The sequence below is a fragment of the Bacillus sp. CH_48 genome (assembly GCF_038008465.1).
GTDB classification, from domain to species: domain Bacteria; phylum Bacillota; class Bacilli; order Bacillales; family Bacillaceae_G; genus Bacillus_A; species Bacillus_A thuringiensis_S.
In genome coordinates, this window is the sequence record NZ_JBBOZF010000001.1 from 2,710,730 (window position 1) to 2,727,320 (window position 16,591).

Consider the following 16,591-nt stretch of genomic DNA (forward strand, 5'->3'; position numbering starts at 1 on the left):
TAATAGAGAAATTCCAATTAATGAGGCGTGAAAATACGAATGGATTAGGAGTGACTGTGTTGGAGCTAAGTCTCTATGAAAATACTGCACTTATTATATGCTTTGTGTTGTACGTTGGTAGTGTTATTGTTTATATTTCAAGGAAATTTTCGCAAGAAAGAGAGCTTGAAAAGTCAGAGATAACAGCTGAACTAGAAATGTTAGCTGATGAAAGTTATAAAAAACAAAAAATAAAAGAAGACCATGAAGCATCCCATCATTTAAACGCAAATAAGTTTTAAAGATGGGGATTTTTTTTGAAGTTGTTATTTATTATAGCTATAACAAATAACGCTAAAAAGGAGTTTCCCTATACATAATGAAGGAGTGTATATAAATGAATTTTTATATCGCCTCAGGTTTCCAAAATAAACATCTTGTATGTTCCGTAGCAAATGAACTGAAACATGCAGGATGGCACCATACATATGATTGGGCCAAAAACGAAAGAGCAGTGAATCAAGAACAATTAAGAGAAATTGGTCAGGCAGAAAAAAATGCTGTAAAAGAAGCGGATGTGTTTTTACTTATATTAGATGGCGGAAACGGGAGCCATACAGAGTTTGGAATGGCGATTGCGCTAGAGAAAACTATATATGTATATCATGCAGGAAATCCGCTCCAAACAACGTTCTATCACTTGCCAGAAATAAATATTTTTGAAGGAGATGTAGCTGAGTTTGCATCTTATGTTATGAATCATGTGAAATAATAGTAACTACCTAAAAGGTTATAAAAGTGATCTTTTGGGTACAGTGATGATAAGAAACGTATATAAAGGAGTACATAATATGAAATTAGAAAATGGATGGGAAACGAGCTTTTTAGAAGTCGTACAAAATAGTGAATTTAAGAAAGAGGCACTTCTTAGTCAATTGCTTTGTCAGGATAGTGAAGAAGTAGAAGAGCTTGTGGATGATTACGGCTACGAAGAGCTTGTTGAACGCGAACATGATGATGAGTTAGCTGAAATTTTAGGAGAAGAACTTTTTAGTGAGATGGAACGACAAGTATTCTTATCTTCAAACCCAGAAGAAAAACTTATTTCATTCGTCAATGGATTAGGTTTTCATGTATTAGATTGGATCGTTCTTCTTGAAACAGAATTTGGAATTGATAGTGCAAACTTTACATCAGATGCTGTGAAGGTGTTAGAAAAGCGTTTCAGCCAGTTTCCATACATAGAGGACAAGACAATTTTTGATATGACATTTGGAGAATCTATGGATGTATTAGAATCTGTTACAGGATTACAACTAAAGGAAAAGATGAACGTATAATGAAAAAAGAACGTGATTGGATCACGTTCTTTTTTTACATTATAATAATTTTGTCATCTAGTTTTGTTTGTCCGCTAAGAAGTGCGTTTAAATATTCCACTTTTCTTATACAGGCTTGTATATGTCTTTCAACCTCTTGTAACTCTGCTTGGTGATGTGTTTCAATCGGATGAATTTGTACGTTGAATTTTTCAAATTGACTACTATATGTTATTTCTGCATAGCCGCTCATAATATCGGTTTCGTTATGAAATAAAAATTGCTTCGTTTTGTCACAGAATGATACATCCTGAAAGCCATATACTTTTAATGCTTCAATTACTTTTTTTATCATTTTTGTATTCATTTTTTTAACCCTCTTTACGAAGTTCTACTTATACATTATACCATAAAAAATTACATAGAAAGCGCTTCCAAGTGTATTTTATTATAAACTTTACGTTTCAATCACAAAAATGAAACAAAGAAAAAATAATTGTAAAGAAGGAAGGACTCTTTTATTGTTTCGTCATATATATAGAGAAATAGTGCAATGAAAGGAAATTTTCCGAGTTGGAGATCGTATTTCCAATTTGAGCGCAGTAAAAGAGGTGAAAATCTTGAACTTTGATATTGTAGGACAAAAAGCATATATAAAAGATGGACCGCATCGGAACCGAATTGGAATTGTAAAGAAAAACGAGACAAAATTAGCATCGCATTTTGCTATTGTAATTGGAGAACAAATTATTGATGTAGAGCTAAAGGATATCGTGTTAGTTGGAGTAGACGTAGGACAATTTCATAAATGGTGCGAACAAAATGGTTATTTGTGAAAAGGACGGGCTGTGAGATAATGAAATATATTTGAGGAAAGAGAATATATTATTGTATTCTCTTTTTCTATGTTTAAGGAGGCGAAAATGAAATATACAGAACAGGAGTTTACGTTGGAGTTAAAAGAGAACATTCAATGTATGGAGAAGGAAATAGAGCCAATGTCACTTAAATTGTATAAAGAGTATTCGCATTTATACATAGAAAAAAACATGGAATTAGATATGGGATTTGCAAGAGAAAAAGAGAATCCCTTTGAGGTGGGTTATTATTCATCAGTTGCTATAGCTATATAGATGAAGAAAAAGAAATGATTGAATTTCACGATATTCCAATTTAGAAATGTGAAAGAATCTTTTTAGGAATGCCAATTCAATTAAACATTTTGGGTAGTAAGAAAGTAGGGGAACTCGCTGATGAATCTTGTTATGAGATTGAGGAAGAGTTAAAAGAGCAATTAAAAGAATACTTGGAGTGATAATTCTCAAGATAAGATCTATAAAGAGGGAACGGAATAAAAAAGACGCTAACAATTGTATGTTAGCGTCTTTCTTTCATTATGAAGCAATTTCACCAGTTTTTGTATCGTCTTGATTGTACGTATCTTGATCTAATTCACCAAGCCATTTACTTGAAATAAGACCTGCTGTCATAGAACCACTTACGTTAAGAGCTGTACGACCCATATCGATTAATGGCTCAACTGAGATAACTAGAGCAACAATACCGATTGGTAAGTTCATTGTAGATAGTACGATTAAAGCTGCGAATGTTGCACCGCCACCAACTCCGGCAACACCGAATGAGCTAATAGCAACAACAGCGATTAAAGTTAAAATAAATTGTGGTTGTAATGGATCAATTCCTACAGTTGGAGCGACCATCATTGCAAGCATTGCTGGATAAATACCTGCGCAACCGTTTTGTCCGATAGATACCCCAAATGAAGCTGCGAAGTTTGCAATTCCTTCGGAGATACCAAGCTTTTCTTTTTGAGCTTCAATATTTAATGGTATCGCACCAGCACTAGAGCGAGATGTGAATGCAAAAGTTAGTACAGGGAACACTTTTTTCAAATATTGAATTGGATTTAAACCAGACAATGCAATTAATAATAAGTGAATGATAAACATTACGATAAGTGCTACATAAGAGGCTAACACGAAGTTACCAAGCTTTAAAATAGCATTTATATCGCTACCAGCAACTGTTTTTGCCATAAGAGCTAATACGCCGTATGGAGTAAGGCGTAAAATTAATGTTACCATACGCATTACGATTGCATATACAGCATCAAGCATTTTCTTAAATAGCTCTGCTTGTTCTGGATATTTTCGTTTTACACCTATAAAGGCAATGCCGATAAAGGCTGCAAATATTACGACAGAAATTGTTGATGTTGGACGAGCGCCTGTTAAATCAAGAAACGGATTTGTAGGCAATAGCTCTAATAATTTATCTGGAATTGTTGTCTTTTCAATAGAAGTAAATCTTTCTTCAACTAGTTTCAGACGAGCAGATTCTGCATCACCTTGTTGCAAGCCTGTTGCAGATACATCAAATCCTGCACTTGCAGCGATACCGACAGCTGCAGCGATTCCTGTAGTAAGAATTAAAATTCCGATAATAAGACCACTAATTTTACCAAGGTTTTTCGTTAACTGTAATTTTGTAAAGGCTGAAATAATAGATACTAAAATAAGTGGCATAACGATCATTTGAAGTAATTTCACATAACCGTTACCAATTAAGCCAAACCAAGTATTTGATTCAATAATTACTTTAGAAGTTGGCTCATAAATGAATTGTAATATAAGACCGAATAAAATTCCGACTCCTAAAGCGGTAAATACACGTTTATTAAAAGATACATGCTTACGTTGCATATAATATAATACGCCAACTAAGATGAGCATGACTGCAACGTTAATTCCGACAAGCAGTGTATTCATGTTGATTCCCCCTAATTCCAATCTGTTATATAGAATATAAGGTAATAAAACCTATAAGTCAACTAGGAAATTCCGGGATTAAAAAAAAGATGGCAAAATGCCATCTTTTAATGTCCAGCCCCAGGGACAAGTAAAAATGTCGTGTAGTATGTAAATCCTATGAAGAAAACAGTTAAATATGCCCCGAATACGTATATATACATACGCTCTGTTAATTTTAAATAGCTTAAAAGTACGAAGAAACCTGTTTGTCCTAAAAATAGTAGTGCAGCCTGTTGCATATCTCCTACGTAAAACATAACCGAGAAAATTCCAGTCCAAAAGCCGAGAACGCGAAACATGCGATCCATGCTATTTCCCTCCTTTTCTAGAAAAAGTAAAACCTCTTTTCATTATAGTTTATTTTTCTTACTATTGTAAATATTCATTCATATAAAAAGAAGCCAATTATTATTGGCTTCTTTTTATATGAGAAATTAAATTGTTAGTTTATAATTACAAGATTTACATCCATCTAATAGACTATCATTTCGAGTTAATTCCATGTTAGGGAATAGGATTTCAAAAATTCCTTTCATCATATCTCCGTGCATGTTACAAATTTCAGTTGGATGATGAACAGCCACTTCTTTAAATGGACAATTGTGTACATCATAGAAAATTTTTGTTCCATCTGCACTTAATTCAAATGCAGGTGATAAGCCGGCTGTTGAGAAAGCTTCTTTTGCAATTTGAACTTTTTGTTCTACTGTTAAAGCACCTTCACTCACATTTAAACGTTGCATATGTTGTTGCATTAATTCGGCCCCGAATTGTTTTCCTGTTTCGTATAGCGCTTTCTCACCAGCAGCGCCAAGGCTAAGTAAAGAATTAAATGCTATTCTTGCTAACAATTGATAATCACGGAATGGAAATTGCAATTGAATAACATCTTCAGATAAGACATATAATCTGCTTGGTCTTCCACCTTTTCCAGTTTTCTTTGTTTCCGATTTAAGCATATGAACATCTTCTAATTTAGATAAATGTAAACGTGCTACGTTTGGATGAATATCGAATTCATCTGCAATTTCTTGTACAGTTACGTAACTATGTTTTTGCGAAATATATTTATAAATGTAATAACGAGTTGGGTCAGCTAAAACACCTGTAATTTTTAAAGCTTGTTCCATGAGGATCTCCACCTTTATCACTTTATCCAAGATAATAACATTATAATACAGATAAACATGAGTATAGGTAATTTCAGACAATAATTCGGAAATTGTTCATAATTTCACAAACATATTTTTCCTTTTTCCTCTATTGAAAATACAAAAATCCAAATTTTTATTGTGCATGTTTTCATGCTATATACATAGTGAGGAGGGAAAAGTGATGAATGGGATTGAAATTTTTGCGAATACAATTTTAAAAGAAGCGTGTAGGGTACAAGCGTCAGATTTACATATTGTGCCCCGGCAGAAGGATGTAGCGGTGCAACTACGTATAGGAAAAGATTTAATGACGAGACAATGTATTGAAAAGGAGTTTGGAGAAAAACTTGTCTCACATTTTAAATTTTTAGCATCTATGGATATAGGAGAGAAACGGAAGCCACAGAATGGTTCGTTGTATTTGCGAATTGATGGACAAGAAGTGTATTTACGCCTTTCAACACTTCCAACAGTATATCAAGAAAGTCTCGTTATTCGCCTTCATTTACAAGCATCTGTTCAGCCCTTATCACATCTTTCGTTATTTCCAAGTACGGCAGCAAAACTACTCTCGTTTTTACGCTATTCACAGGGGCTACTCGTGTTTACTGGACCGACTGGTTCTGGGAAGACAACGACAATGTATGCATTATTAGAGGTAATTAGAAAAAAGAAAACACGTCGTATCATTACACTTGAAGATCCGGTTGAAAAAAGAAGTGACGATGTATTACAAATTCAAATAAATGAAAAAGCGGGTCTTACATATGAAACAGGATTAAAGGCTATTTTACGTCATGATCCAGATATTATTTTAGTCGGTGAAATCCGTGATGAAGAAACAGCAAAAATAGCTATAAGAGCAAGTTTGACAGGACATTTAGTAATGACAACGCTGCATACGAATGATGCGAAAGGAGCAATCATTCGTTTCATGGATTATGGTATAACGAGGCAAGAGATTGAACAGTCTTTATTGGCTGTAGCTGCACAGCGACTTGTCGAATTGAAATGTCCGTTTTGCAGAGGGAAGTGCTCAACTTTATGTAAATCAATGAGGCAAGTAAGGCAAGCAAGCATTTATGAGCTGCTATATGGGTATGAGTTAAAACAAGCGCTTAAAGAAGCGAATGGAGAATGTGTTACTTACAAACATGAGACTTTAGAATCGTCAATACGAAAAGGATATGCTTTAGGGTTTTTAGAAGATGATGTTTATGTTTAAGAAAACTTGGAGTTTAAGTAATCAAGTAGTATTGTTGAAACGTTTAGGAGAATTATTAGAAAAAGGCTACTCTCTTTTACAAGCATTAGAATTTTTACAGTTTCAATTACCTGTAGAAAAGAAAGTACAATTGCAAAGCATGGTTGAGGGATTAAAAGATGGGAAAAGTCTACACGATTCTTTTCATCAGTTAAGGTTTCATCAGGACATGTTAAGTTATTTATTTTATGCCGAGCAACATGGTGATATTTCTTTCGCTTTGCAACAAGGAAGTGCACTTCTTTATAAGAAAGATAAGTATAGGAGAGACATGATGAAAATAATGCAGTATCCTATGTTTTTGGTGTTTTTTCTACTAATCATGCTTTTTATTTTCAACCTCATCTTATTACCGCAGGTTGAAATGGTTTATAGTTCGTTCGGTTCTAATACACCACTACTTACAGAACAAATTTTAAGTGCAATAAAAATGCTACCTTACATTATTTTAACCGCTATTGTAACTGTTATTATTGGATGTAGTTTATATATGTTGTATTTTAGGAAACTTCCACATATTAGACAGGTAAAAATCATGCATCGTATTCCCTTCATCAAAACATTTCTTATTTTAAAGCATTCACATTATTTTGCTACTCAGTTGAGTGGTTTATTAAATGGTGGACTATCAGTATGCGAAGCTTTAACAATAATGATGGAGCAAAGATATCATCCGTTCTTTCAATATGAAGCGAGCCGAATTGAAAGACAATTAATTGGAGGAGAACAGTTACAATCTATCATTGCTAAAAGTGGGTATTACGAGAAAGAACTTTCTTATGTTATTACGCATGGACAAGCAAACGGTAATTTAGCGATTGAATTAGGTGACTATAGCGATCTTATTATGGAAAAGATGGAACGGAAAATTAAACATATGGTAGTTATCATTCAGCCTATTTTATTTACATGTATTGGAGGAATCGTTGTCCTTATGTATTTAGCGATGATTATGCCGATGTTTCAAATGATGAATTCTATTTAGGAGGCATTTGTATGCAGAATGAGGAAGGATTTACTCTGTTAGAGATGCTATTAGTAATGGTTGTCATAACTATATTATTACTATTAATTATTCCGAATGTAGTTACACAGCGCTCATCGATCCAAGGAAAAGGGTGTGCAGCTTACGTGAAATCTATAGAAGCGCAAATACAAGTATATCAATTACAACATAATAAAATTCCATCGTTAAAAGAACTGATAGATGAAAAGTATATTACAATTGATAAGTGTCCGAATGGCGAATCTATTCATATTTCAGATGATGGCACAGTATCAATTAGGACATTGTGAAACAACAGGGGTTTACTTTTTTAGAGATGTTACTCGTTTTATTTGCTATTTCTGTATTGAGTATAGTTACGTATTTTAGTGTTCATTCCTTATACGAGCGACAAAAAGTTGAACAATTTTTGAGACAGTTTTCAAATGATGTTTTGTATATGCAGCAATTAGCGATAAACCGTCAAAAGCACTATACATTACGTTGGTATAAAGATAGAAATTTGTATGCTATAAAAGAGTTAGGTACAAAGTATTATATCGTCAAGCGGGAGTATGAAGAAGATATACAAATTGATTTGCATACGTTTCCAAACCCGATGACATATAATCCAAGTGGAAATATTAATAGAGGTGGTACGATTATAATTTCGTATCGAAATTATAAATATGAAATTGTATTTCAGCTTGGAAGAGGGAGATTTACGTATCGTGAAATGTCAAAAAGGGTCCATAATGGCTGAAATGATTGTGTCGTTAAGTGTTTTAATGATGGCTGTATCGTTACTACTACCGCAAACAGTATTAGTTATGCAAGAAAGAAAAAATATACAAATTCGTTATAAGGCATCTGGGTTATTAAAAAAAGAAGCAGCTATATATATGTATGGAAATGAAGAAAAGCGAATAATAGAAAAGAATATGAATGGAATTGTGTATTACACATATTGGGGAGGCAATGAAGTTTGTACCATGTGGAGAGATGTGAAAGAAAGAATGGTGGAACAATGCTTTTATGTAGGAGAAAAAGTAAATTAGAATTTGGTTTTTCATTAATAGAAATGATTGTATGTCTGTTTCTATTATCAATATTTTTTTTGCTCTTTCCCCGCCTACATTTCATTGAAATGGAAAATAAACAGTCAAAAGGATTAAATGATTGGGAGTGGGATGTGTTTTTAGGTCAAACGCAATTGGAGTTTCGTGAAGTATCATCTGGAGAACAGCTAGCATTTGAAAATGGAGAAAGTATTTTAAGATTCCGATCGCGTAATGGGAGTGAAGTATCATATGAAAAAGAGAATAGTCGTCTTATAAGAAAGGTAAATAGGCGTGGGAGAGAAGTTGTTTTACAAAATATTGGAACGGTTTCTTACAAACTAACACCTCATGTACTCATTATAAATGTGAAAGATACTAGTGGGAAAATATATGAAGGGGTAGTTATGCGATATAGTGAAATGGAAATGAATGTATGAGAGGGCAAAATGGGTTTACAATGCCTGGAACGATCATCTTTCTTATTTTATTAACTTCTTTTTTTATATACGAAACCAATATGCTGCTTACAGGTAAAAATTTTTATATGGAAATAGAACAAAAGTTTTTACTGGATGAACTACTTAACCGATCTATTACAGATATAAAAAAAGACTTACAGCAAAAAGAAAAAGAAGGTGCATTTTTCTTTCAGTATGAAAAGGGAGAAGCGAGTGGGAATTATGTTTTTGAAAATGATTCAATTTTCGTTGCGTTGCAGTGCAAACTCAAACAGGAAGCTTTCTATACGGTGAGCTTTCGGTATAGAAAAAAGGATGGAAAAATAGTCGATTGGATAGAAGGATAATATGTGAAATATATGGAGATAAACCAGGGGTTTCTATTATAAATTGAATTGACTTTTTAGAAGAAATGGATAAATATAATGATTAAAAGTTTAAATTTTCTCAAAAAAGAGAAAGGTAGAAAGAATATGATATATTCATGCTATCCAATCATTATTTTTAGGGAGAATAGGGAAATGACAAATAACAATCAAATAGGTGAAAATAAGGAACAAACTATTTTTGATCATAAAGGAAATACGATTATGACAGAAGATAGAGAAATACACATTATTTCAAAATTCGAAGAACCTCTTATTGTCGTATTAGCAAATGTACTAAGTGATGAAGAGTGTGATAAATTGATTGAAATGTCTAAAAATAAAATGAAGCGTTCTAAAGTTGGTTCATCACGTGATGTAAATGATATTCGAACAAGTAGCGGTGCATTTTTGGAAGACAATGAACTTACTTCAAAGATTGAAAAACGAATTTCATCTATCATGAATGTTCCTGCGTCGCATGGTGAAGGATTGCACATTTTAAATTATGAAGTGGATCAACAATATAAAGCACACTATGATTATTTTGCGGAACATAGTAGATCAGCTGCTAACAATCGTATTAGTACGCTTGTAATGTACTTAAATGATGTAGAAGAAGGCGGGGAAACGTACTTCCCGAAATTAAATCTTTCTGTACATCCTAGAAAGGGAATGGCAGTATACTTTGAGTATTTTTATCAAGATCAATCACTAAATGAGCTTACGTTACATGGAGGGGCACCTGTAACGAAAGGCGAGAAATGGATTGCAACGCAGTGGGTGAGAAGAGGTACTTATAAGTAAAAGCGAGTGTTACGTTTTGTTCTTCATAGTATAAGAACAAAACGTTTTTTTATTAAACAAAGTAGCATCTTTCGTTATAATAACAATTAATAAATGACGATTGAGAGGACAGAAAATGAAATCTATATACATAACCGGCTATATGGGAGCAGGGAAAACAACAATTGGAAAAGCATTAAGTCAAGAACTTCAAATGGATGTTGTAGATACTGATCAAAAAATCGAAGAGAAGCAAAAGAAGGCAATTCGTGATATTTTTGCCGAAGAAGGCGAAATGACTTTTCGGGAATATGAAAGCGAAATGTTACGTTCGCTACCAGTCCATAATGTCATTATTACAACTGGTGGGGGAATTATTGAACGAGCGGAAAATCGCAAGTGGATGAAAGAGAACGGAACTGTCGTGTATTTATATTGTGATCCAAATGTAATTGCAGAAAGGCTTCGTGAAGATACGACACGTCCACTATTTCAAAAGAAAGATATAGCTGCATTCGTAAAGAAATTTGAATCACGCCGAGCTTATTATGAAGAGGCTCATATTCATATCGATACGACAAATAAGTCTGTAAAGCAAATTATGAATGAATTAAAGGAAAAGATTAATGTATAAAAAAGTGGACATACTAATCAAGTAGAGGTGATGATAATATGTCTACTAATGATTATGTTCGCTTTGTGACGCAGCAGTTTGTGTCGTATATGGATGCTCCAAAAGAAGATCGAAAACAAAAGAAAGAACAACGCCGTGCTGAAAAAGAGCCATTTATGAATAAGTGGTTTGGTGTTATGCCGCTGAGTGCTGCTTTGTTTTATCGAAATGTAAAAAGTAAAAGAAAAAAATCAAGTTAAATTTTAGTCATATGTCTAGCAAAACAAAGATCCCCTAGTGTCGTAATACACTAGGGGATCTTTGTTTACTGTACGGATTCTTGTTCTTCCGTAACGGCATGTATTTTATTGTTCACCCATACGAACCCTATTCCGATACAAATAGAAATGCCCCAGCCGACAGCGGTCATAATCGCTCTCATTTCACCGTAGCCATCTACACCAAAAACAGAGATGAAATAAATTTTTAAAAAGCTTTTTAATATAAATTGTAGCCCGAAAAATAACGTTAAATATTGCAGTGCTGGATATATACGACTATCACGATAAAGCTCACGACTTTTATCGCGGTCATGGCCTTGCAGCGCTGCAATATCTGCTGCGAAATATAACATAAGTGGTTTTTTTATAAAAATTGTACATATGACGATAATACCGAGTACGATGTGATAATACGCATCGTTCCATAACATTCGTTCAGCTGACCCAGATAATAGATCTACCGTTGTATTAGAAATGAGTGTAATTAAAATAAAGAATCCTGTCACGTTAAACTGTTTTTCTTTTTTAAAGGTATACAGTGTATAAATAATCCCCGGAACAGAGGAAAGTAACATCGCGTAATAAGGATCGATATAAGGTTTTGCAAATTTCCAAATGAGGAATGGGATTACGAGATAAAAGACAAGATCTAATATAGCTTTTTTATTTTGATTCATACAAAGCCTCCTTAAGTCATACATATATTTTATAATATAATTTCTGAAAATTGTATAAGGTTTAATGGGAAAAGAAAAAATATATCAATTTTTGAGGGATTAGTAGATTGAAAAAAATTGCCCCTAGCGTAGTAAGTTTTTTTAGTATATAATAAAGGAAACGCTTTCATTTTTAGTTTGTTCACAAAATGGACGGAAAATCACATATTTACTATCGATATGTTGCTTTATAATGAAACTAATTAAATATACATGCATACAATATTGTGAAATAAATAACATAAATAATCTATATAAATGTAAACGTTATCAAAAGAGAGAGGTGGAGACAATGAGTAAATTTTTCTTCAATCATAATCCAGCAACAGTAGAGGATGGAAGGCTTGTTAAATATGCTGAAATTATTTATGGAGAAGGTGGCCGTTCTGTATTAGAAAATTTAATGGTGAAGGCATCTATCAGATTGCGTGATCGTTATCCGAATAAATCTGACGAGCAGATCTCGAACCTAGTAAATAAAGGCATCCATGATATGTTTCAAAAATATGTGAGCGAGTAAGAGTAGCCAATGGCTGCTCTTATTTTTTTGTATAAGGATTGAAACTCTAGCTGAAAATAAACATGTATTTTGAAAAACGAAAAAAGGAGTGGGAAAGATGAGCAATGGAATTGGACGTTCGAAAGAAAATCTTCCAACTGATGCAAATCATGTGAGCGCAAAGGATCGTGCACAGCAGAAACGTATGGCACAGAAAAAACAGCAAGAGCGTAGTGGCGATAGCGAGTAGGGTAGAAAATAGCTCAAAAGAGGCTCCTTCTAAAGCAGAAGGAGCTTCTTCAAGATAGAAAATGATTCGCGGTAACATAAAAAAGGCCACCGTTAATAATTTGCACTGTAATACGTGGTTCATACTGTTCTTGCAGAGCTTGTTTTTCAATTTCATAGCTCTCAGGAAGTTCGTCACTTTCTTCATAAAAACGGTTTAAAAGGTCTAGATCATGATTCCAACGCACTCTTGCTTCTTTTGCCCACGTATGGTCATCTTCTGCAATTATATTTTTTAAAGCGTCTTCTATGCGTTGTAAACCACTTTGAGGTTTAATGATGGGCGAGAGCGTAAAACAAAAATCAGGTATTTTTGGTGTAAGTTTAATGTTTGTTAATGTTTCATGAAAGTTTGCCATCATTGTTCCAGAAATGAGATGAATGCCAATCGAGTGAAGGATGTCTTTTTTTCGATCACATTGATAGGAAACTTTTATATTAATACCGAGCCAAGGGTGGAGCGGTGTATGTGTTGCCCCATTATGTCTTACATCCTCATATAAACGTATGTAAGAGCCTAATTCTTTTGTCGTTTGGAAAATTTGATGTAGACGTGGTGAACCGTAGTGAATAAGCTCACCATCATTTTCTTCATTTTCTTCATTTTCTGGATTTGTAATAAGAGTAAGGCGCATCGGATTCGGTACGCCTCCTGTTTTCTCAAGATAGTGCCAATAAAAAGGGCGATTCATTAATAATTTATCCATCTCAATTGTTAACTGTACATCTAATAAATGAGGAGAACGTTCTAAAATTTCACAGTTATTCGCCTCAAAGAAATTGTATAAGTAATTATGAATTTCATGTTGCTGCATAGCCTTGCACCTCAGCTTCATTTCGTTTCGCAAAGTCGATAATAGATGTTAAGTTTTCCATCTTAATTCTAATTTCACCTTCGCTTTTTGATTGCGCGAAAATTTCTTGAATGTGCGCGTCGATGTTTTTCATATTAATTCTCGTTAAAATTTCATCGAGTTCACCGATAACACGCTCGAATAAGTTGATTTTTTCATATAACAGTTTCAAAATATGTTCTTCAACAGTATGCTTTGTAGCTAAGTTATAAATATGAACATCATTCTTTTGACCGAGACGGTGAATACGTCCGATTCTTTGCTCAAGACGCATTGGATTCCATGGCAAATCATAATTGATCATATGGCTACAAAACTGTAAGTTAATGCCTTCTCCGCCAGCTTCCGTTGCAATTAACACTTGGGCACGATTTTGGAAAAGTTCCTTCATCCAATCTTTCTTCCCGCGTTTAAATCCGCCGCGGAATGGGACAGAAGAAATACCGTGTTGTTGTAAAAACCATTGTAAGTACATCTGTGATGCTCGGTATTCCGTGAAAATGACGACTTTATCGTCAATTTCTTTTATAAGCTCTAGAGCTTTAGTTGCTTTCGAGTTGAAAGGAATATGATTAATTTTGTCCATTAGCACATCGATATGTGGATCTTTTATATAATGTTCATTTTCTTTCTGTCTTTTTTCTACATGCTTTTTCAATGAATAGTAAACAGCCTCACGACTACTACACGCTTCCCGTTTTAAAGTTAACGATGAGAAAGCAGATGTGAAGGCGTCTTGTCCTCGCCAATTTTCGATATCATTATATAGAGCTTGTTCTTGTTCATTAAACTCAACAAAAATTGTACGTACATGTCTCTTCGGCCAATCGATACCGGTATTATGTCGTCTATTTCGCACCATTACTTTGTTAATGAGAGCTTTTAAGTCTTCATCTGATTCGGCTGAGCGATTTTTGGAAGCGTAATATTCTTCAAAGTTGGATTGATTGCCTAAATGTCCTGGCTTTAATAAAGAAACAAGGTTAAAAATTTCATCAATCTTATTTTGAACAGGAGTAGCGGTTAGTAATAAACAAAACTTCTTTTTTAATCGTTGTGCAAATTCATAGTTTTTTGTTTTATTATTTTTCAGTTTATGTGCTTCATCGATAATAATAAGGTCATATTCTAAGTTCAACACGATATCGCGATGTGGTGAACGTTTCGCAGTATCAATTGATGATACGATTACGTCAGCTTGTTCCCACGAGTAGCTTTTCTTTTGTGCTACAGCGGGAATGAAAAACTTTGTATTCAGCTCGTATGCCCATTGTGATACGAGAGAGGCTGGGACAAGTATAAGTACCTTTTTCACAAGCCCGCGGACCATGTATTCTTTCAAAATAAGTCCAGCTTCGATTGTTTTTCCAAGACCTACTTCATCTGCTAGAATCGCTTTACCATTCATTTGTTCAATCACATTTTGAGCGACTTCTAATTGATGCGGAAGCGGCGTGAAATGGGATAAATGTTTCGGTGCTTGTAGTCCATCAAAAGTAGGAACAAGTAACGATTTTTCTGTTTCATAAGCTAAGTGATATAAATCCCAGTTTGTCCAAGGACCATCTTCATCAATTCTATTTAAAAAATTGTTTTGCCACGTCCGATCTACGGAAATATCGACATTCATTACGACTCTCCCACCTTTTATAAACTAAAGTAATTATTTTTTAATGTATGATGATTTGCCTCAAAAGAAGGCATAATTATCGTTATTAAAGGCTATATGATAGACAATAATAAAGTATTAAATCTCAAAAGCTGTATTTATTGTGTTTTAACATAAAAAATTCTAAATTATTTTTTATGCTAGAATATTGATGAAATATAGCGAATGATGTTAGGATAATGGTGTGAAATGTGTGGAATCTTTCGTATTTTATCCAAGAAAGTGATTTTTTATTTACGCTTTCATAAAAAAATATAATGAGATTCCGTATATCCTATCTTTTCAGAATGAAAATGTTTAGAAAAAGGAAGCAACTTTTATTGATTTGTCAAAGCATAAGGGGGAGAGAGCATGATTACATTACAACGTACACCGTTATTTGATGTATACGCGAAGTATGGTGGGAAAACAATCGACTTCGGTGGTTGGGAATTACCAGTTCAATTTTCAAGCATTAAAGAAGAACACGAAGCTGTACGTACAGCTGCAGGTTTGTTCGACGTGTCTCATATGGGAGAAGTTGAAGTAAAAGGTGTAGATAGTTTAGCATTTTTACAACGTGTTGTTACAAATGACGTATCTACCTTAAAGGTAGGGGGCGCACAATATACAGCTATGTGCTACGAAAATGGTGGTACAGTAGATGATTTATTAATCTACAAACGTGGTGAAGAAGACTATTTATTAGTAATCAATGCATCAAATATAGAGAAAGATTACGAATGGTTAGCAAGTCATGTAATTGGCGATGCGACAGTAGTCAATGTTTCTAGTGAAGTTGCACAGCTTGCAATTCAAGGACCAAAAGCAGAAGGCATTTTACAAAAAGTTGTGTCAGAAGATTTGAAAGAAATTAAGTTCTTTAAATTTAAAAACAATATTCTTGTAGATGGAATTCCAGCACTTGTATCTCGTACAGGTTACACAGGTGAAGATGGATTCGAAATTTACTGTAAGAGTGAAGATGCTGCAAAACTTTGGGAGAAACTTCTTGAAGTTGGAGCAGAAGAGGGCTTAAAAGCATGTGGTTTAGGTGCTCGTGATACACTTCGATTCGAAGCAACATTACCACTTTATGGACAAGAATTATCAAAAGATATTACACCGATTGAGGCTGGAATTGGCTTTGCGGTAAAAACAAATAAAGAAGCAGACTTCTTTGGAAAAGCAACGTTAAAAGAGCAAAAAGAAAACGGTGCGCCTCGTAAATTAGTCGGCATCGAAGTAATCGAACGTGGAATTCCTCGTACGCATTACCCTGTATTTATTGGTGAAGAAAAAATTGGGGAAGTAACGAGTGGTACACAATCTCCAACGTTAAAGAAAAGCATTGGTTTAGCACTAATTGATGTAAAATACGCAGCAGTTGATACAGAAGTAGAAATTGAAATTCGTAATAAACGCGTCAAAGCAGTAGTTGTTCCAACACCATTTTACAAACGTTCAAAGTAACGGGGAGAGGGGTAGAT

At 34.1% G+C, this 16,591-nt stretch carries 25 protein-coding genes and 1 pseudogene; 18 read left to right on the forward strand and 8 right to left on the reverse strand.

Annotated elements, in window-relative coordinates; translation table 11 throughout:
• Positions 1-20 precede the first annotated feature (20 nt).
• The 3 genes from N2V92_RS13615 (at position 21) to N2V92_RS13625 (ending at position 1,319) form a co-directional block, all read left to right on the forward strand.
• Entirely contained in the window at positions 21-281 is a 261-nt protein-coding gene (locus N2V92_RS13615) for a DUF3966 domain-containing protein (protein ID WP_001250699.1), read from the forward strand.
• A 95-nt stretch (positions 282-376) separates the two neighbouring features.
• Positions 377-751 carry a nucleoside 2-deoxyribosyltransferase gene (locus N2V92_RS13620; protein WP_001012330.1) on the forward strand — a complete coding sequence of 125 codons (375 nt, stop codon included), beginning with the start codon at positions 377-379 and terminating at the stop codon, positions 749-751.
• 79 nt (positions 752-830) lie between these two features.
• Complete coding sequence (locus N2V92_RS13625; protein WP_000764268.1) at positions 831-1,319, forward strand: hypothetical protein; 489 nt, start codon at positions 831-833, stop codon at positions 1,317-1,319.
• A gap of 34 nt (positions 1,320-1,353) precedes the next feature.
• Here the strand turns inward: N2V92_RS13625 and N2V92_RS13630 are convergent, their stop codons facing one another.
• Positions 1,354-1,665: a hypothetical protein gene (locus tag N2V92_RS13630; protein WP_001093238.1), complete on the reverse strand. Its 312-nt coding sequence runs from the start codon at positions 1,663-1,665 to the stop codon at positions 1,354-1,356.
• Between the two features lie 253 nt (positions 1,666-1,918).
• On the opposite strand from N2V92_RS13630, the gene N2V92_RS13635 reads away from it, so the two are divergent.
• A complete protein-coding gene (locus N2V92_RS13635) occupies positions 1,919-2,134 on the forward strand; it encodes a DUF3912 family protein (RefSeq protein ID WP_001008325.1) in 216 nt (71 codons plus the stop codon).
• 87 nt (positions 2,135-2,221) lie between these two features.
• Positions 2,222-2,613: pseudogene (locus N2V92_RS13640) on the forward strand (hypothetical protein).
• A gap of 79 nt (positions 2,614-2,692) precedes the next feature.
• Here N2V92_RS13640 and N2V92_RS13645 read toward each other — a convergent pair.
• The 3 genes from N2V92_RS13645 to N2V92_RS13655 all read right to left on the reverse strand — a co-directional run bounded on the left by N2V92_RS13645 (position 2,693) and on the right by N2V92_RS13655 (position 5,259).
• Entirely contained in the window at positions 2,693-4,087 is a 1,395-nt protein-coding gene (locus tag N2V92_RS13645) for an L-cystine transporter (RefSeq protein ID WP_016077255.1), read from the reverse strand.
• 107 nt (positions 4,088-4,194) lie between these two features.
• The gene (locus N2V92_RS13650; protein ID WP_000375619.1) at positions 4,195-4,437 is read right to left on the reverse strand and encodes a DUF2626 domain-containing protein; all 243 of its coding nucleotides are present in this window, start codon (positions 4,435-4,437) and stop codon (positions 4,195-4,197) included.
• A 126-nt stretch (positions 4,438-4,563) separates the two neighbouring features.
• Complete coding sequence (locus N2V92_RS13655; protein WP_000434110.1) at positions 4,564-5,259, reverse strand: helix-turn-helix transcriptional regulator; 696 nt, start codon at positions 5,257-5,259, stop codon at positions 4,564-4,566.
• Between the two features lie 205 nt (positions 5,260-5,464).
• Here N2V92_RS13655 and comGA point away from each other — a divergent pair, with 205 nt between their 5' ends.
• The 10 genes from comGA to N2V92_RS13705 all read left to right on the forward strand — a co-directional run bounded on the left by comGA (position 5,465) and on the right by N2V92_RS13705 (position 11,075).
• On the forward strand, positions 5,465-6,508 hold the full coding sequence (gene comGA, locus N2V92_RS13660; protein WP_001013183.1) for a competence type IV pilus ATPase ComGA: 1,044 nt from the start codon (positions 5,465-5,467) through the stop codon (positions 6,506-6,508).
• Complete coding sequence (gene comGB, locus N2V92_RS13665; protein WP_025989085.1) at positions 6,495-7,532, forward strand: competence type IV pilus assembly protein ComGB; 1,038 nt, start codon at positions 6,495-6,497, stop codon at positions 7,530-7,532. Before comGA ends, comGB begins: the two co-directional genes overlap by 14 nt.
• An 11-nt stretch (positions 7,533-7,543) precedes the next feature.
• Positions 7,544-7,843 (forward strand): competence type IV pilus major pilin ComGC, encoded by a 300-nt coding sequence (gene comGC / locus N2V92_RS13670; protein WP_001178680.1) that lies wholly within the window; start codon positions 7,544-7,546, stop codon positions 7,841-7,843.
• Complete coding sequence (gene comGD / locus N2V92_RS13675; RefSeq protein ID WP_002082168.1) at positions 7,840-8,295, forward strand: competence type IV pilus minor pilin ComGD; 456 nt, start codon at positions 7,840-7,842, stop codon at positions 8,293-8,295. The genes comGC and comGD overlap by 4 nt, the downstream gene beginning before the upstream one ends.
• Positions 8,288-8,590, forward strand: coding sequence for a hypothetical protein (locus N2V92_RS13680; RefSeq protein ID WP_000829465.1), 303 nt, complete (start codon positions 8,288-8,290; stop codon positions 8,588-8,590). The genes comGD and N2V92_RS13680 overlap by 8 nt, the downstream gene beginning before the upstream one ends.
• Positions 8,560-9,030, forward strand: coding sequence for a competence type IV pilus minor pilin ComGF (gene comGF, locus N2V92_RS13685; protein ID WP_000923110.1), 471 nt, complete (start codon positions 8,560-8,562; stop codon positions 9,028-9,030). The genes N2V92_RS13680 and comGF overlap by 31 nt, the downstream gene beginning before the upstream one ends.
• Positions 9,027-9,398: a competence type IV pilus minor pilin ComGG gene (gene comGG / locus N2V92_RS13690; RefSeq protein ID WP_042595685.1), complete on the forward strand. Its 372-nt coding sequence runs from the start codon at positions 9,027-9,029 to the stop codon at positions 9,396-9,398. Before comGF ends, comGG begins: the two co-directional genes overlap by 4 nt.
• Before the next feature lie 174 nt (positions 9,399-9,572).
• A complete protein-coding gene (locus tag N2V92_RS13695) occupies positions 9,573-10,223 on the forward strand; it encodes a 2OG-Fe(II) oxygenase (protein ID WP_000183866.1) in 651 nt (216 codons plus the stop codon).
• Positions 10,224-10,338: 115 nt separating this feature from the next.
• Positions 10,339-10,836, forward strand: coding sequence for a shikimate kinase (locus N2V92_RS13700; RefSeq protein ID WP_000836665.1), 498 nt, complete (start codon positions 10,339-10,341; stop codon positions 10,834-10,836).
• Between the two features lie 38 nt (positions 10,837-10,874).
• Positions 10,875-11,075: a YqzE family protein gene (locus N2V92_RS13705; protein ID WP_000106083.1), complete on the forward strand. Its 201-nt coding sequence runs from the start codon at positions 10,875-10,877 to the stop codon at positions 11,073-11,075.
• A gap of 65 nt (positions 11,076-11,140) precedes the next feature.
• On the opposite strand, the gene N2V92_RS13710 is transcribed toward N2V92_RS13705, so the two are convergent.
• Together N2V92_RS13710 and N2V92_RS13715 are read right to left on the reverse strand one after the other, a co-directional pair.
• Positions 11,141-11,773 carry a VC0807 family protein gene (locus N2V92_RS13710; RefSeq protein WP_001073111.1) on the reverse strand — a complete coding sequence of 211 codons (633 nt, stop codon included), beginning with the start codon at positions 11,771-11,773 and terminating at the stop codon, positions 11,141-11,143.
• Positions 11,774-11,914: 141 nt separating this feature from the next.
• Positions 11,915-12,031 carry a hypothetical protein gene (locus N2V92_RS13715; RefSeq protein WP_003279814.1) on the reverse strand — a complete coding sequence of 39 codons (117 nt, stop codon included), beginning with the start codon at positions 12,029-12,031 and terminating at the stop codon, positions 11,915-11,917.
• Between the two features lie 73 nt (positions 12,032-12,104).
• On the opposite strand from N2V92_RS13715, the gene N2V92_RS13720 reads away from it, so the two are divergent.
• Together N2V92_RS13720 and N2V92_RS13725 are read left to right on the forward strand one after the other, a co-directional pair.
• Positions 12,105-12,332 (forward strand): hypothetical protein, encoded by a 228-nt coding sequence (locus tag N2V92_RS13720; protein ID WP_000032702.1) that lies wholly within the window; start codon positions 12,105-12,107, stop codon positions 12,330-12,332.
• A gap of 97 nt (positions 12,333-12,429) precedes the next feature.
• A complete protein-coding gene (locus N2V92_RS13725) occupies positions 12,430-12,561 on the forward strand; it encodes a hypothetical protein (protein ID WP_000064665.1) in 132 nt (43 codons plus the stop codon).
• Positions 12,562-12,610: 49 nt separating this feature from the next.
• Here N2V92_RS13725 and N2V92_RS13730 read toward each other — a convergent pair whose 3' ends face one another.
• Positions 12,611-13,414, reverse strand: a complete 804-nt coding sequence (locus N2V92_RS13730) for a YqhG family protein (protein ID WP_001183974.1) — start codon at positions 13,412-13,414, stop codon at positions 12,611-12,613.
• Entirely contained in the window at positions 13,401-15,083 is a 1,683-nt protein-coding gene (locus N2V92_RS13735) for a DEAD/DEAH box helicase (RefSeq protein ID WP_001100040.1), read from the reverse strand. The genes N2V92_RS13730 and N2V92_RS13735 overlap by 14 nt, the downstream gene beginning before the upstream one ends.
• 390 nt (positions 15,084-15,473) lie before the next feature.
• Here N2V92_RS13735 and gcvT point away from each other — a divergent pair, with 390 nt between their 5' ends.
• Complete coding sequence (gcvT, locus tag N2V92_RS13740; RefSeq protein WP_000631776.1) at positions 15,474-16,574, forward strand: glycine cleavage system aminomethyltransferase GcvT; 1,101 nt, start codon at positions 15,474-15,476, stop codon at positions 16,572-16,574.
• Positions 16,575-16,591: the final 17 nt, after the last annotated feature.

Bases quoted from the DNA above. Each gene is read 5' to 3' on its own strand.
- comGC (WP_001178680.1), top strand. From the start codon at position 7,544: ATGCAGAATGAGGAAGGATTTACTCTGTTAGAGATGCTATTAGTAATG.
- N2V92_RS13625 (WP_000764268.1), top strand. From the start codon at position 831: ATGAAATTAGAAAATGGATGGGAAACGAGCTTTTTAGAAGTCGTACAA.
- N2V92_RS13705 (WP_000106083.1), top strand. From the start codon at position 10,875: ATGTCTACTAATGATTATGTTCGCTTTGTGACGCAGCAGTTTGTGTCG.
- N2V92_RS13650 (WP_000375619.1), bottom strand. From the start codon at position 4,437: ATGGATCGCATGTTTCGCGTTCTCGGCTTTTGGACTGGAATTTTCTCG.
- N2V92_RS13720 (WP_000032702.1), top strand. From the start codon at position 12,105: ATGAGTAAATTTTTCTTCAATCATAATCCAGCAACAGTAGAGGATGGA.
- comGF (WP_000923110.1), top strand. From the start codon at position 8,560: ATGCTTTTATGTAGGAGAAAAAGTAAATTAGAATTTGGTTTTTCATTA.
- N2V92_RS13615 (WP_001250699.1), top strand. From the start codon at position 21: ATGAGGCGTGAAAATACGAATGGATTAGGAGTGACTGTGTTGGAGCTA.
- comGG (WP_042595685.1), top strand. From the start codon at position 9,027: ATGAGAGGGCAAAATGGGTTTACAATGCCTGGAACGATCATCTTTCTT.
- N2V92_RS13630 (WP_001093238.1), bottom strand. From the start codon at position 1,665: ATGAATACAAAAATGATAAAAAAAGTAATTGAAGCATTAAAAGTATAT.
- N2V92_RS13680 (WP_000829465.1), top strand. From the start codon at position 8,288: ATGGCTGAAATGATTGTGTCGTTAAGTGTTTTAATGATGGCTGTATCG.
- N2V92_RS13695 (WP_000183866.1), top strand. From the start codon at position 9,573: ATGACAAATAACAATCAAATAGGTGAAAATAAGGAACAAACTATTTTT.
- N2V92_RS13620 (WP_001012330.1), top strand. From the start codon at position 377: ATGAATTTTTATATCGCCTCAGGTTTCCAAAATAAACATCTTGTATGT.
- N2V92_RS13710 (WP_001073111.1), bottom strand. From the start codon at position 11,773: ATGAATCAAAATAAAAAAGCTATATTAGATCTTGTCTTTTATCTCGTA.
- comGB (WP_025989085.1), top strand. From the start codon at position 6,495: ATGTTTATGTTTAAGAAAACTTGGAGTTTAAGTAATCAAGTAGTATTG.
- N2V92_RS13645 (WP_016077255.1), bottom strand. From the start codon at position 4,087: ATGAATACACTGCTTGTCGGAATTAACGTTGCAGTCATGCTCATCTTA.
- comGA (WP_001013183.1), top strand. From the start codon at position 5,465: ATGAATGGGATTGAAATTTTTGCGAATACAATTTTAAAAGAAGCGTGT.
- N2V92_RS13735 (WP_001100040.1), bottom strand. From the start codon at position 15,083: ATGAATGTCGATATTTCCGTAGATCGGACGTGGCAAAACAATTTTTTA.
- N2V92_RS13715 (WP_003279814.1), bottom strand. From the start codon at position 12,031: ATGCATGTATATTTAATTAGTTTCATTATAAAGCAACATATCGATAGT.
- N2V92_RS13655 (WP_000434110.1), bottom strand. From the start codon at position 5,259: ATGGAACAAGCTTTAAAAATTACAGGTGTTTTAGCTGACCCAACTCGT.
- N2V92_RS13730 (WP_001183974.1), bottom strand. From the start codon at position 13,414: ATGCAGCAACATGAAATTCATAATTACTTATACAATTTCTTTGAGGCG.
- gcvT (WP_000631776.1), top strand. From the start codon at position 15,474: ATGATTACATTACAACGTACACCGTTATTTGATGTATACGCGAAGTAT.
- N2V92_RS13700 (WP_000836665.1), top strand. From the start codon at position 10,339: ATGAAATCTATATACATAACCGGCTATATGGGAGCAGGGAAAACAACA.
- N2V92_RS13725 (WP_000064665.1), top strand. From the start codon at position 12,430: ATGAGCAATGGAATTGGACGTTCGAAAGAAAATCTTCCAACTGATGCA.